This is a genomic window from Streptomyces rectiviolaceus (assembly GCF_039533825.1).
In the GTDB taxonomy this organism is placed as follows: Bacteria; Actinomycetota; Actinomycetes; order Streptomycetales; family Streptomycetaceae; genus Streptomyces; species Streptomyces rectiviolaceus.
Genome location: NZ_BAAAUG010000042.1, coordinates 26,056 through 39,726, shown reverse-complemented (window position 1 = coordinate 39,726; position 13,671 = coordinate 26,056). Strand labels below are relative to the sequence as shown.

The 13,671-nt window shown below is 69.1% G+C and carries 11 protein-coding genes and 1 pseudogene; 5 read left to right on the top strand and 7 right to left on the bottom strand.

Going from position 1 to position 13,671, the window contains the following annotated elements; all coding sequences use genetic code 11:
- Positions 1-40: 40 nt before the first annotated feature.
- Together ABD378_RS14845 and ABD378_RS14840 are read right to left on the bottom strand one after the other, a co-directional pair.
- Positions 41-685: a maleylpyruvate isomerase family mycothiol-dependent enzyme gene (locus tag ABD378_RS14845; RefSeq protein ID WP_344521349.1), complete on the bottom strand. Its 645-nt coding sequence runs from the start codon at positions 683-685 to the stop codon at positions 41-43.
- Positions 686-744: 59 nt separating this feature from the next.
- On the bottom strand, positions 745-1,362 hold the full coding sequence (locus ABD378_RS14840; RefSeq protein ID WP_344521348.1) for a chemotaxis protein CheB: 618 nt from the start codon (positions 1,360-1,362) through the stop codon (positions 745-747).
- Between the two features lie 261 nt (positions 1,363-1,623).
- Here ABD378_RS14840 and ABD378_RS14835 point away from each other — a divergent pair, with 261 nt between their 5' ends.
- Positions 1,624-2,097 carry an NUDIX hydrolase gene (locus ABD378_RS14835; protein WP_344521347.1) on the top strand — a complete coding sequence of 158 codons (474 nt, stop codon included), beginning with the start codon at positions 1,624-1,626 and terminating at the stop codon, positions 2,095-2,097.
- 187 nt (positions 2,098-2,284) lie between these two features.
- Positions 2,285-3,229: a TIGR01777 family oxidoreductase gene (locus ABD378_RS14830; protein ID WP_344521346.1), complete on the top strand. Its 945-nt coding sequence runs from the start codon at positions 2,285-2,287 to the stop codon at positions 3,227-3,229.
- A gap of 49 nt (positions 3,230-3,278) precedes the next feature.
- Here the strand turns inward: ABD378_RS14830 and ABD378_RS14825 are convergent, their stop codons facing one another.
- On the bottom strand, positions 3,279-4,475 hold the full coding sequence (locus ABD378_RS14825) for a MalY/PatB family protein (RefSeq protein WP_344521345.1): 1,197 nt from the start codon (positions 4,473-4,475) through the stop codon (positions 3,279-3,281).
- Positions 4,476-4,644: 169 nt separating this feature from the next.
- On the opposite strand from ABD378_RS14825, the gene ABD378_RS14820 reads away from it, so the two are divergent.
- On the top strand, positions 4,645-5,205 hold the full coding sequence (locus ABD378_RS14820) for an MSMEG_1061 family FMN-dependent PPOX-type flavoprotein (RefSeq protein ID WP_344521344.1): 561 nt from the start codon (positions 4,645-4,647) through the stop codon (positions 5,203-5,205).
- A gap of 11 nt (positions 5,206-5,216) precedes the next feature.
- Here ABD378_RS14820 and ABD378_RS14815 read toward each other — a convergent pair whose 3' ends face one another.
- From ABD378_RS14815 to ABD378_RS14805, 3 genes are all read right to left on the bottom strand, one after another.
- Positions 5,217-5,885 carry a hypothetical protein gene (locus ABD378_RS14815; protein WP_344521343.1) on the bottom strand — a complete coding sequence of 223 codons (669 nt, stop codon included), beginning with the start codon at positions 5,883-5,885 and terminating at the stop codon, positions 5,217-5,219.
- Positions 5,886-6,097: 212 nt separating this feature from the next.
- Entirely contained in the window at positions 6,098-6,523 is a 426-nt protein-coding gene (locus ABD378_RS14810; RefSeq protein WP_344521342.1) for a peptidase inhibitor family I36 protein, read from the bottom strand.
- A 250-nt stretch (positions 6,524-6,773) separates the two neighbouring features.
- Positions 6,774-9,758 (bottom strand): 3-keto-alpha-glucoside-1,2-lyase-like domain-containing protein, encoded by a 2,985-nt coding sequence (locus ABD378_RS14805; protein ID WP_344521341.1) that lies wholly within the window; start codon positions 9,756-9,758, stop codon positions 6,774-6,776.
- A gap of 488 nt (positions 9,759-10,246) precedes the next feature.
- Here ABD378_RS14805 and ABD378_RS14800 point away from each other — a divergent pair.
- Positions 10,247-10,378, top strand: a pseudogene (locus ABD378_RS14800) (DUF3626 domain-containing protein); the annotation flags it as partial.
- A gap of 108 nt (positions 10,379-10,486) precedes the next feature.
- Here the strand turns inward: ABD378_RS14800 and ABD378_RS14795 are convergent.
- Positions 10,487-12,133, bottom strand: coding sequence for an ABC-F family ATP-binding cassette domain-containing protein (locus ABD378_RS14795; RefSeq protein ID WP_344521340.1), 1,647 nt, complete (start codon positions 12,131-12,133; stop codon positions 10,487-10,489).
- 303 nt (positions 12,134-12,436) lie between these two features.
- Between ABD378_RS14795 and ABD378_RS14790 the strand changes: the two genes are divergently transcribed.
- A complete protein-coding gene (locus ABD378_RS14790) occupies positions 12,437-13,636 on the top strand; it encodes a serine hydrolase domain-containing protein (protein ID WP_344521339.1) in 1,200 nt (399 codons plus the stop codon).
- Positions 13,637-13,671 lie beyond the last annotated feature (35 nt).

Below are 13,671 nucleotides of genomic sequence, written 5' to 3'. Positions count from 1 at the left end.
GGGGGTCGGCTGAGGGGGTCGGCCTCCGGCGCCTGCCCTGTCAGGACGAAGCAGGTCGGGTCCCGGGCGTCCTCAGCGCGGCGACTCCCGGCCCGTCGAGCTCATCAAGTGCTTCCCGTCGCCCGGAGATGGCCAGCAGCAGGGAAACCGCGTTTCCGCGCGCCTGCGGGCCCTCTCCGATCAACAAGTCGGCGTCATCGGCGGCCAGTTGGACACCGGCCACCCGCTCCTTGGCTCCGCCGAAGGACGCCGACGTACGAGCCTGCAGGCGCACCGCCCTGATGACGGCCGCCGGCAGGTAGGAGTGGGTGAGCCCCAAAGGCCGACGGATGTCCTCACCGTGGACGACCTCCTCGATGAGCCGGGTATCGAGCGGAGCCGGAGGGCCCGACCTCCGCGGGGCCACCTGACGCAGTCGTTCCAACGTCTCTCGTGGTGAGGCGCCGCGCTCCCGATCCACACCGCGCGCGTTCTGACGGTCGAAGTCGAAACGCGCCCGGATCATGCCACTCACGAAGCCGAGACGCGTCGTACGAGCCGTGTCGACCAGGTGGGCGACCACGTCGTGCACGGTCCACCCGTCACACAGCGACGGGTGATCCCACTGCTTGTCGTCGAGGTGAGTGAGATCCTCGATCAGCGCCGCACGCTCCGCGTGCACCAGCGACCAGACATCATCGTTCACGGCTGTTCCTTTGCTCGAGTCCAGTGTCTTGCAGGGGAGACTCAAGGCGTGGGGGGAACTCATCGCCGGGAGCCGGCATCCGCCGGGTGCAAGAGCCGGCGGATGAGGGGCGCGATGCCCTCGGCGGGGCGCACGAAGTCGACCTTGCCGGTCTTGATGGCGGACTTGGGCATGCCGTGGAAGGCGGCTGTCGCAGGATCCTCCACGATGACGACGCCCCCGCGCGTCTTGACCGATTCGACTCCCCGGGCCCCGTCGCCGTCGGCCCCGGTGAGCACGCACGCGATGACCAGCGGGCCAAAGGCCTTTGAGGCGGACTCGAAGAGTGGGTCTGCGGCCGGGCGAGCGTAGTTGACCGGATCCTCCCGGGAAAGGGCAAGCGTGCCATCCGCTTCCACGCAAAGGTGGTGGTCCGGCGGTGCGATGTGGACCGATCCCGCACTCGGGCGTTCGCCGCCTTCGGCCAGTTCGACGCGGAGGCTGGTGGCACGGGACAGGATGGCGACGATATGCGTCGTGCGGGCACGGCGCAGGTGCTGGGCCACCAGCACGGATGCCGGGAGCCCGGCGTCCAGGCCGCCCAGCAGTGTCTGCAGGCCCTGGATGCCCCCGGCGGACGAGGCCACCATCACGATCGGGCAGCGGTCGCGGGACTCGTGTGCATGCCTGCTGTTCACGTGTCGACACTAGCCCGGCCGCGGACCCGCTCGTGAGCCATACAGGCCGATGCGGGCCCGGGTGTCGGCAAGACCGTCGTACGCCCTACGCCAATGACGCGCGCCGCCTCGGCCCACGGCGAGCGGGTCCTGGCTCACCGCCACTGCGCACCCACGGCACGGAAGTGGCTCCCGAGCATGAGAAGTTGGTCGAATCCATGCTGCGTTTGCAGCGACGCGCGGAGCTTGGAAGCCGGGGCGGGGCCGGTGGGAGGGGCGGAGATGAGTTTCAGGCTGGCTGCATACGCCGTGTGCGTCGAGGACGGACGGGCCCTGCTCGCCCGCCACGTATCACCCCACGGCGAGTCCAACTGGAGTCTTCCGGGCGGCCGGGTCGAGCACGGGGAGGACCCGTTCGACGCGGTGATCCGGGAGGTCGCTGAGGAGACCGGCTGCGCCGCGGTGGTGGAACGGCTGCTGGGCGTGGACTCAAGGGTGATCCCCGCAGCCGAACGCACCACCCCCGGTGGGCCGGAGCACCAGAATGTCGGCATCTTCTACCAGGTCCGTATCACCGGTGGCGAACTCCGGCCTGAGCCGAACGGACAAGTCGTCGAGTCGGTCTGGACCCCGATCCCCGACGTCGCCGCCCTCCGCCGGTCATCACTGGTCGACATCGGCCTGACCCTGGCGCGGACTCTGCCGCCGACCGGCCACGTGGACCCCGTCCCGGTCGGCGGCCTGATCCAGCACTGAGGCAACGACATCAGCACGTACGGGTTCAACGCGGGGCCGGGGTGCTTCAGCCTGCCTGCCAACATGAGCCGGTGGAGAAGAGGGCGGCTGAGGTACGAAGGCGCTCGCTGGGTCCCGGGTAAACCCGCTGGTGGGGCAGGTCTAGGCTCATTCTTGCCGAGTGCTCACCGAGCGAGGGGGAAGCCCGATGAAGGTAGTGCTTGCAGGAGGTACCGGGCAGGTCGGGGCCGTCCTGGACCGTGCGTTGACCGCCGCAGGGCACGACGTCGTCGTCCTGACCAGGAACCCCGTGCGTGCGCGCCAAGTCGCCTGGGACGGACGGACATCGGGGCCCTGGGCAGCGGAGATCGACGGCAGCGACGTCGTGGTCAACCTGGCGGGGCGCAGTGTGAGCTGCCGCTACACCGAGGCCAACCTGCGGGACATGATGGACTCGCGGGTCCGGTCCGCCGAGGCCGTCGGCGAGGCGATCGCCGCCGCGGCGAAACCGCCGGAGCTCTGGCTCCAGATGAGCACTGCCACGATCTACGCACACCGCTTCGACGCACCCCACGACGAGGCGACCGGCGTCATCGGCGGCACGGAGACCGGGATTCCGGACTACTGGGAGTACAGCGTCCGGATCGCGAAGAACTGGGAACGCGCCCAGCAGGAAGCCGCCACCCCGCACACCCGCAAGGTCGCTCTGCGCGCCGCCATGGTGATGAGCCCCGACCCGGGCGGTGTCTTCGACGTCCTGCTGCGGATGACCCGGCTCGGCCTGGGCGGGCCGGTCGCGGGCGGAGCCCAGTACCTGTCCTGGATCCACGACCGGGACTTCGTCCGTGCGGTGGAGTTCCTGATCACCCGCGACGACATCGCGGGCCCGGTGAACCTGGCCGCCCCCGGCCCACTCCCGCACCGCGCGTTCATGCGGGACCTGCGGGCCGCGGCAGGCGCCCGGGTGGGACTCCCCGCCACCAAGTGGATGGCGGAGATCGGCGCCTTCGCGCTGCGCACGGACACCGAACTGCTCCTCAAGAGCCGACGCGTCGTCCCGGGCCGACTGCTCGACGAGGGCTTCGCCTTCGAGCATGCCGCGTGGCCGGACGCGGCGGCTGATCTCGTACGGCGCGTACGGGACCGCCGCTGAGCCGGGGTGGACGGTCAAGTCAGGCGACGGCAGGTCAGACGACGGCAGGTCAGACGACGGCCGAGGCCATCCGCCGGACCGCCTCGGTGATCACTTCCGGCGAGGCGGCCAGGTTGAGCCGGACGAAGCCCTCGCCGCCGGTTCCAAAGGCACTCCCGGAGCTCAGAGCGACGCGGCCGCGCTGCAGGAAGGCCGCGGCAGGGTCGCTGCCCAGGCCCAGTTCCCGGCAGTCAAGCCAGGCCAGGAAGGTGCCCTGCGCGGGCGTATATCCGATGGCGGGCAGGTGTTCGGCCAGCAGCGCGGCCAGCAGCCGTCGGTTCTCGTCGAGGCCGCGGAGCAGCGCGTCGAGCCAGTCGCCCCCGCCCCGCAGCGCCGCCGTGTGGGCGATGATGCCGACATGGCTGGGGCCGTGGCTGACCTCTTCGGGTATGCGGTCGAGGTCGTCGGCGGCTTCGGGCCCCGCGACGGCGAGGGCCGCCTTGAGTCCGGCGAGGTTCCAGGCCTTCGACGCCGACATCAGGGACAGCCCGTTCTCCGCCCCGGGCACGCTCAGAAAGGGGACGAAAGAGGTGCCCGCCGCCACGATAGGGGCGTGGATCTCGTCCGCCACCACGCGTACGCCGTGCTCCCGCGCCAGGTGCGCGACCCGTGTCAACTCGGCGGCGGTGTGCACGGTCCCGGTGGGATTGTGCGGGCTGCACAGCAGATACACCGGCCGGTTCGCATCCCGTGCCGCTCCCCGTGCCGCATGCCGGAACGCCTCCTCGAGCGCGGCGAAGTCGATCCGCAGGTCCGGCCCCAGGGGCGCCTCTACGACGGGCCGGTCCAGGTTGCCGACGAACTGGTAGAAGGGCGGGTACACGGGACAGTTGACGATGACGGGGTCGCCGGGAGCGGAGACCAGCTTCAGCATCTCCACGATGCCGAGCATCACGTCGGGCACGATCGCCGTGCGCTCGACCGCGAGGCCGTCCCAGCCCCACCGCTTGTGGGCGAACTCGGCCAGCGCCTCGGCGTAGGCCGTCCCGGCGGGATAGCCGGTGTCACCGAGCGCCACGGCGTCGGTGATCGCCTCGGCGACCGGCTCGGCCAGCGGGACATCCATCTCGGCCACCCACAACGGCAGCACATCGTGCGGATAGGTCCGCCACTTCATGCTCGTACGACGCCGCAGTTGCTCCAGCGAGAGCTGACGCAGCGGATTCGCGCCGTCCGGCACGACGAGGTCACGCGACACATTTTCCATACCTCAAAAGTAGGCAGGGTCGAGGACGACGTGGTAACCCGGCCTTGACGGCAGGGACGTCGTGATGGTTCGTGCCGCTCCCACCTGCCGTTTTGGGCTCCAGTAAGGTGAGCCTAACAAGTCGACTCGCCCACCTGTTCGCCTGCTCGCCGACCCTTGAGGAACACCTGTGCCCGACGCCGCGACACCCGCAACCGTCCCGTCCTCCGGCGGAAGCGCCACGGCGCCGCACACCTGGCAAGAGCTCCGCTCGGGCGAAGAGCTGACCGAACTGCTCGGCGCACCGCACCCGATCGTCATCGACAAGGTCCACGACGAACTGACCTCGGACGACCTGGGGATTCTCGCCCGCTCCCCGTTCTGCGTCGTCTCCACCTCGGACGCGGAAGGCAACTGCGACACCTCCCCGCGGGGCGACGCACCTGGCTTCGTCCACATCCTCGACGCGCGCACCGTCGCCCTCCCCGACCGCCCCGGGAACCGACGCGGCGACAGCTTCCGCAACGTCCTCGTCAACCCGCACGTGGGACTGCTCCACCTGGTGCCGGGCAGCGCCGACATCCTGCGCATCAACGGCCGGGCACGGATCCTGACGGACGCCCCGTTCTTCGACGCGATGACCGTCAAGGGGCAGCGCCCCCGACTGGCGCTCGTCGTCGAGATCGACGAAATCTTCCTGCACTGCTCGGCGTCACTGCGGCGTGCGGGCTTCTGGCATCCGGAGACATAGCCGCAGGCAGCTCAGCCGGTGGAGGTCTCCGGCTGCGGTGCGGCGGACTTCTCTTCCGGGGCGGCCGCGGTGTAGAAGACGGAGGAGCCTTGCTTGGTGCGCTGGGCTCGACCCTTGGCGACCAGACCCTCCACCGTGGTGCGCACGACGGTGGTCTTGATGGTGCGCTCGGGGCGGGCCTGGGCGAGCGCGGTGGTGATCTCGGCGGCGGAGCGCGGTTCGCTCTGCTGGCCGAGGTGGCTGTCGATCAGCTCGACCAACGTCGGGCCCGCTGCCGGCGCGGCAGGCTTCTTCTCGGTGGAAGCGGGTGCACTCTTGGCCGCCTTGCCCTCGCCCTTGCTCTTGTCCTCGTCCTTGGTCTTGGGCTTGGGCTTGGTGGCTGTGGGCTTCTTCGTCCGGGCCCCACGGGAGTTGCCCGCACTCGCTCGCGGGGCAGGTACCGCCTTCTTGACGGGGGACGTCTTCTTCGCTGCGGCCGCCGGAGTGCTGGTGGAGCCCAGCGCCTGCTGCATGCTCAGCAACAGCGCGTGGTCGTTCTCCAGCACCTGCAACTGCTCTTGCAGCGCTGCCACCTCGGCCCCGACGCGTTCTTGTTCCTTGCGGTTGGTTTCCAGGTCCGCGCCCACGCGCGCGGCGTACTGAGCCTGCACTCCGGCAGTTTCCGGCTGAACGTCTGACATGGCATTGACCTCTTCATGAGCGCACGCGGTCGTGCGGGTGGCGGATGGTGCCCACGACAGAGCACTCCTGATGGGGGGGCATCTGAGCCCGCCCCTGCATGTTGGCTGCCCAACCTGCACCAGCAGTAACTCATGTGCGGTCAGCGAAGGTTACGCGCTCAAGGCCGCGGGTGGACACATCCTTGCCTCTGCGGGAGATATCGGGCGGGTGCTCAGCGGTCCTCGCCGGGCGGCGTGCCGCAGCTCTGACCGCCCTGTCCGTCGAATTGCACCGAACTCAGGAAGTCCCGGTAATCAGGGAAGAAGTTCCCTTTGCCCGTCGGGCCGGAAGAGGTCACGACCGTACAGCCGGTGTAGTTCGCGTCGGACCAGAGGTAGATGGTCGAGGCCGTCCGGTTCCAGTCCGACTTGGCCCGGTCGGACATGCCAAGGGCCGCGAGATCGGGAGTGTTTCCCTTGAGGGCGATCATGTCGCCGGTTCCGTCGAGCCCCGAGAACATGCAGTAGGAGCCCTCCGGACACCGGTCGTACCCGTCAGCCGCGTGCGCCGTGGAGAGCGGCACCAACGTGGCGGTCGCCGCGGCCACCGCCACGAGCAGCACGGAGAGCTTCTTCCTCATCGTGATTGCCCTGCGCATACTGTCCGCCTTAGTTGTCAGGGCCCGCGAGTCCGCGATGTGCGGGCACCGCCACAGCGGTGCGCGGGCCGTTGGCATCTCAGGCTCGTTGCCCAGTTCGGTGATCGGCTATCCCCCGCAAGAGGGCTGTCCCCCCGCAGGAGTGACACACGGGGAGTGGGTGCGGCGTCGGCAGCTCTCCGGGCCGCCCCTCGACGGCCCGGAGAGCACCGGCTCAGCCCACCTCTCAGCCCACCTCTCAGCCCACCTCTCAGTCGACCGGCTCGATCCAGACGTTGCGGAAGCGGACCTTGTTGCCGTGGTCCTGCAGCCGGATCGCGCCGGCCGCCGCGGACTCGGGATCGCCCGCTCCGGTCGGGCCGTCGACGGCCACGTCGTCGTGGACCTTCTTGCCGTTCCACACCACGCTGATCCTGGCGTCGGCGGTCTTCTTCCCGTCCGCGTCGTAGCGCGCGGCCCGGAAGACGATGTCGTACGTCTGCCATGTCTCCGGCGCGGTGGAGGCGTTGTGGTCGGCGGCCTTCTTGGTGTAGATGGAGGCCGCTTCGTTCGCGGCGAGTTTCTCCACTCCGAACGAGTCGAGTATCTGGATCTCGTAGCGCTCCTGGAGGTAGATCCCGCTGTTGCCGCGGTCTTGTCCGGTGACGTCGTCGGGCAGTTTCGGCACACGGAACTCGGCGTGCAGCTTGAAGTCGCCGAAGGCCTGCTTGGTGCGGATGTCCCCGCAGCACACCTCGATCGACTTGTCGGCCGTGTGCGGCCATTCGACGCTGCGGCCGTCGGTGTGCTGCCAGGCGGTGGAGACGCTGCCGCCCGAGAACAGGTCGATACGGCTGCTGGGCCGACGCACTTCGATCATGTCGAGATTGACGTGGCCGGTGTCTTCGGGCCGGTAGGTGTACGTGATGGTGTTACGGCCTTTGCGCAGGGCGAGTTGCTCGGTCTTGGTCGACCAGCGCTTCCATGTCTCGGTCGAGGGGAGCTTCGTCTGGTGCGCGGGTCCGCCGTTCACACTGACCCCGAGGGTCTTGGTGCCGGCGGAGGGGTTGGGGCCGTTGGAGTAGCGCAGGCCCACGGCGTAGGTGCCCTTGGCGGGGGCCTGGACGTCGAAGGTGGCGGTGGCACCCGGGTCCTTGAAGCTGTCGACGAAGCCGCCGCCGGTGTAGCCGGCGTGCTCGGTGTCGATGTCGGCGCCGCCGGAAAGCTGCGCCGACTCGGCGTCGTACGACGTGACCGGCTCCTTGTGGCCGGGGCGTGCGTTGAGGGTGTACCAGGCCTCGGTGGACCACAGCTGCTCATCGTCGGCCGAGGAGAACGGGCGCGGTGAGCGCACGTGCACCACCCGGTCGCTCTTGAGTCCGGGGATGGTCAGGTCGACGGTGCGGCGGTCGTCCGAGATGCGTGCGTCGGTGACGGGCAGGGATTCCTCGTCGACCTTGGGGCCGCCGTAGGCGGGGGTGGGGGCATAGCGCCACTGCTCGACGGAGTAGGCACCGCTGGTCAGCTTCTCGACGGTCTTGTCCGACAGCGGCTTGGTGTAGGTGAGTTTGAAGCCGTCGTGGGTGGCGCGCATGGTCTTGATGTCGAAGGCGGTCTTGCCGTTCGGCGTGAGCTTTTGCAGGCCGAAGCGGAGTTTGCCCTCCTGGCCCCAGTTGCCGTCCGCACCGAGCCCGCCGGTGTAGATCGCCCCGTCCGGCCCGGTGGAGATACGGGTGATGCCGGACTCCAGGCCCTGGGTGTGGCGGAAGACCGCGCCCTGGAAGGCGCCGTCGACCTTCTCCAGGTCGGCGCGCTGCAAGCCGCCGTAGGTGACGTCGCCGAACATCAGCTGCCCGGCGAAGGGTCCCTTCTTCACCGTCATGGGGGTGCTGGGGGAGTTGGCTATCTCGTTCTGCGGCAGCCACAGCACCGGCTTGGTGACGCTCTTGTCGTCGAAGGGGCCGTCGGGGTTGGTGTAGTGGTTGAAGAACCGGTCCTGCTTGACGTGCACGAGCTTCGAGGCGGGCAGCCAGCCGCCTTGGTTGTCGGTGACGAACAGTTCATTGTCCGGGCCGCGGCCGATGCCGTTGGGAGTGCGCAGACCCCCGGCCAGGTAACTGACCTTCCCGCTCGCCTTGTTCACCTTGATCGTGGTGCCGCGGTTGGCGGCGGGCTGCGGATCGGTCGTCGCACCGCCGTAGTTGATGGCGACCGACAGATTCAGATAGAAGTCGCCCTTCTCGTAGAGCAGTCCGAAAGCGAACTCGTGGAAGTTCCCGCCGTAGGGCCACTCGGCGATCTTCCGGGTCTCGCCCGCGTCGTTGTCGCCGTCGATGTCGGCGAGTTCGGTCAGCTGGTGCTTCTCCGAGACATACAGCTTCCCGTCCACGTACTTGATGCCCATCGGCTCCTTGAGCCCGTCGGCGATCTTCTTGTACGTGACCTTGTCCGGGCCCGTGTCGCCGGTGACGTTGTCCAGGACGTACACCTCGCCCTTGGTCTCCTGGCTGCCGCCCCAGGTGGTCACCGCGAGCTTGCCATCGGGCAGCCAGTCCATCGCGGACACCTGCGGCTCAAATCCCTTGGGACGCAGGTCGGTCAGCGTGTAACCGGGGTTGACCGACTTCAACGGGAGGCCGTCGCCGGGCGTGTCGTAGCTGCCCTCGCACTCCTTGCGGCCGGGAGCGGTGACCCGCACCACGTCGGCGTCCGTGCTGAGGACGGAGTTGGGTACGAGCGTGAAGGCGTCGGCGCCCGGCGGCTTCCACTGCAGAGTGACCTGCTGGTCGTAGCTCCGGTCGAAGTGGTCGATGCGCAGGGGGTGGTAGCCCGGGGTGAGTGTGATCTCGCCGTCCTTGGGCTCGGCGCCGTGCAGTCCGTCGTGATCGATGACCTTCTTGTCGCCGATGAACAGGCGGGATCCGTCGTCGCTGATCAGACGGAAGGCGTACGCGCCGTCGGAGGGAACGTTGATGTTGCCGATGATCTGCGAGACGAAGTTGTCGTTGAACCCGAAGCCTTCGGTGGAGGACCAGTCGACGGTGGGGATCAGTTTGTCGACGTTGGGGGTCTGGGCGGGCTTGAGGTCGCAGAGCTTGCTGAGCGGGGACTGGACGTCGAACACCCGCAGCGTGACGCCGGGTTCCTGCGGCGGCAGGTCGGCGAAGGGCTTCTCGTCGGCGCCGGCGGCCGGCGCGGTGAGCCCGCCGGCCAGCAGCAGCCCGAGAAGTATCCCGGTGGCTCTTCGCGGTCTCATACGCGTGCGTCGGTTGATGCGGCGTGGGCGCGTGGGGTGCTCGTGTGGCGTCACTCTGTCTCCTGCTGGGCGCTGCGAGGCGGCCCGGGCCGCCTCGGCCCGTGTCCGCGGAGTGGAGTTCATGCACATAGCGGTGGTGCGGGCGGCGGCATTTCGGCCGCGCCTTGCGCAGACTTCCGTACGAGAGCGACGCCCAGAGTACGAAGCGTGCCCCGCAACGTCCATACTTTGTCCTCAACAAGGAGAAACTGGCGAGGAGTTGCTGTGGCGTCAGCTGGTGCCGGTGCTGCGTGCCGCCCGGCGGACGGGCGGTGGGGAAATCCGCGTGCGGCAGTTGATCAGCTTGAGGAACACCGTGCCGATGCGGGTGACCCTCACTGCTCCAGTTCGTCACGGGGACCAGCAACGGTGGACTGACCGCGCATCCCGGCGGCGACCGGTGGCGCTGGGAGAGCCCGCATCCTCAATGGGGCGTACGCCAAAGGCGCCCGCTCGGCACGCGCATCGCGGTCGACGGCGTACTCGACCCGCGCATCGTCGGAGACGCGGCGCGCACCGGCCGCTATGACCCCCAGGCGGTCAAGAAGGTGTGGCACTACTTGGCGCGTTTCGGGGCGCCGCAGAACACCGTTGACCGAGTGGTGAGTCCGGCACCCGACCTCGACGCGGGCTCAGGCCGCCCCTGCGGTCGCCGCGCGCCGGGTCGAACACCCGATGCCCTGATCACCTCACCTCACCTCCAGACGCGGCCAGTGCGCGAGGTCCCGCCGCAGCTGACGGTCGTGCGTGGCGACGACGACGGTGGCGCTCGTGTCGCGGAGCGCGTCGGTCAGCTCGTCGATCAGCGTCGATGACAGGTGGTTGGTCGGCTCGTCGAGCAGGATCAGACCGGGCCGCCCGGCCAGAGCAAGCGCCAGGTCGAGGCGCCGCTGCTGGCCCTGTGACATCCTCCCGACCGGTGTGCGCATCGCGTCGGGGTCCAGCAGCCCGAGCGCGCCCAGCGGGACGGACTCGGCGTCACGGAGCGCCCCGCCTGCCACGAGCCGTCCCACGTGGCGGGCATGCACGTCACGGGCGGTGAGATCGGGGTCCTGCCGGGCGGTCTCCTGGGTCACTCGGACGATCCGAGCCCCCTTCGCCGTCCGGACGTACCCGTCCGTGGGCTCGAGCGAACCGGCCAGCACCGCGAGCAGAGTGGACTTCCCGGCACCGTTGGGCCCGGTGACGAGCAGCCGGTCGCCGCCGTCAAGGGCCAGGTCGACCGGACCGGCAAGACGCCCGTCGACAGCGACCCCGTGCGCCCGCAGCTGCGGCGCGCCCGGCCGGACACCCAGGTCCGGCCACCGCAGTTCCGGCGGCTGCGGCACGTCGATCCGGTGCGCCTCCAGGGCATCCTGCTGGCGCTTCAGGGCCTGTACGACGCCGGGGGCGCGGGACTGGCGCTGATGTTTGCCGGTCCCCTTGTCCGGCCGCCAGCCGGTGGAGAGCCGGTCGCGTGCCGTCGACACGGCGTCCTGCAGCCGCCGGTGCTCGTCCTGCTGCTCCTGGTGGTCCTGCTCCCAGCGCTCACGCTCACGGCGCCGGGCGTCCTGCCAGGCGTCGTATCCGCCGGCGTACAGACGCGGATTCCCGTCGCGGGACGGGTCGAGGTCCAGGAACCGGTTCGCGACATCGCGCAGCAGCGCCCGGTCGTGGCTGACGACAGCGAGGCCGCCGTCGTGCTCGCGCAGCCTGCGGGTCAGGAAGTCCAGACCGTCGGCGTCGAGGTGGTTGGTCGGCTCGTCGAGCAGCAGGATGTCGTGCCGCGCACCGAGCAGGCACGCGAGCCGGACCCGGTAGCGCTGCCCGACCGACAGGGTCGACAAGGGGCGGTCGCGGTCGCTGCAGGCACCCAGGCTCTTGAGGGCGACGTCGACGCGGCGTTCGGCGTCCCACGCGTCGAGCCGGGTGGCGGCCTCGAGCGCGGCGGCGTAGCGGTCGTCGGCAGCGGCGTCGCCCTCGGCCATGGCAAGGGTCGCCTCGTCCAGTGCGGCGAGGGCCGCGAGAGACGCGGCCAGCGCCTGGGACGTCAGGGTGCCGACGGTCTCACCGTCGCGCGCGGACAGCTCCTGGCGGGCCAGGCCGATCGTGCCGGTCCGGTGCACGGTGCCCTCATCGGGCGTGATCAGTCCGGCCAGGACGTGCAGGAGCGTCGTCTTGCCACGGCCGTTCTCGCCCACGACGGCGATGCGTGACCGGGCGGAGACGGTGACCGAGACGTCGTTCAGGACGCGTCGGGACCCGCGGGTGACGGTGAGGCCCTGGGTACGGATGTGTGCACTGCCGCCCGCTTCGACGGGCAGGGACATGGCTTCGGGGGTCGGGGTGGGGTTCAACGAATGCTCCGCAGCTCGCAGTGGAGCCGGGCAGCAAGAAGCGGCCGCCCGGCGGGAACCGGGACGGCGGCGGATTCAGCGTAGAGAAGGCGCCGCCGTCAGCGGGCGGAGCGGACCTTCTGCGACCAGATACCTCGTGCCATAACGATCAGGCTAGCAGCACTGCCACTCCGACCGCCCGGGCACCAGGAGCGGCCGCCCGGCACGACCCCGGCCGCCCTGATGGACCCCTGAGCCGTACCCTGAGCGATTTCCGGGGCATCCCCGATGGTGCACGGTTTGCGTGACTGATCAGCTGTTGTCATGAGTAATTTCCAGTCATCGCGTCCGCTGCTCGTCGTCCTCGCCGTCGTGGGTTCGCTCCTGGCCGCTTTCCCTGCCCTCGCCGATTCCCGCCACCAGAATTCGCGATTACATGCCAAGACCCAGGCAGCCTTGAACGAGATCGTGGAGCAGGGCACCCCCGGTGTCATCGCCCAAGTGCGCGACGGCCATGGGGTGTGGAACGGCCGGGCCGGTGTCGGCGATCTCTCCGTCAGGCACCAGCGCAGCACCCACGAGAAGTTCCGCATCGCCAGTGTGACCAAGACCTTCACCGCCACGGTGCTGCTCAAGCTCGAAGCCAAGGGGAGGCTCTCGCTGGACGACAGCCTTGAGAAATGGCTGCCCGGAGTGGTGCGCGGCACGGGTTACCGTCCTAAGGCGATCACCGTGCGGCACCTGCTCAACCACACGAGCGGGATCTTCGACTACAACATGGACAAGAAATTCCGCGCCAAGTACGCCGGCGAGGAGTTCGACAAGAACCGCTACAGGAGCTGGGCCCCCACCGACCTCCTGGACATAGCACTCGCGCATCCGCCGAACTTCCAGCCCGAGCAGGGCAGCAGGCCCGGCAGGCCAGGTAAGTGGGACTACTCCGACACCAACTACATTCTCGCCGGAATGATCATCGAGAGGGTCACCGGCGGCACCTACAAGGAGGCGGTCGAGTGCCTCATCATCAAGCCGCTCGCCCTGCACGGCACCCGTGTGCCCGGTACATCGCCCGCGATCCCCTCGCCGCACGCGACGCACTACTCCACGCTCTTCCAGGACGGTCCGAACGCCAAGGTGTACGACGTGACTGAGTTCAGTCCCACGGTGGCCTTCTCGGCCGGAGAGATCCTCTCGACCGTCGGTGACGTGAACACCTTCCTGTCGAAGTTGCTCGGTGGCGAGTTGCTGCCCGCCGTCCAGCAGCGGGAGTTGCTCGACGCGGTGCCTGTCGACGGCGACAAGGGGCACGGCGGTCCGCAGGACCTGTACGGCCTCGGAATCCGGCACTTCAAGCTCACGGAGGACTGCTGGGCCTGGGGCCATGGCGGCCTGGTCCCGGGATCCGCGACCCGGACGATGGCGTCGGCGGACGGGCGGCATGTCCTGACCATGAACCGCAACGGCGATTGGGGCGAGCAGAAGCTGGAGGACGCAGCAGTAGAGGCCGAATTCTGTCCGGACTGAGCGTTCGTCGCCGCACTCCTGGACCGAACCCTCCA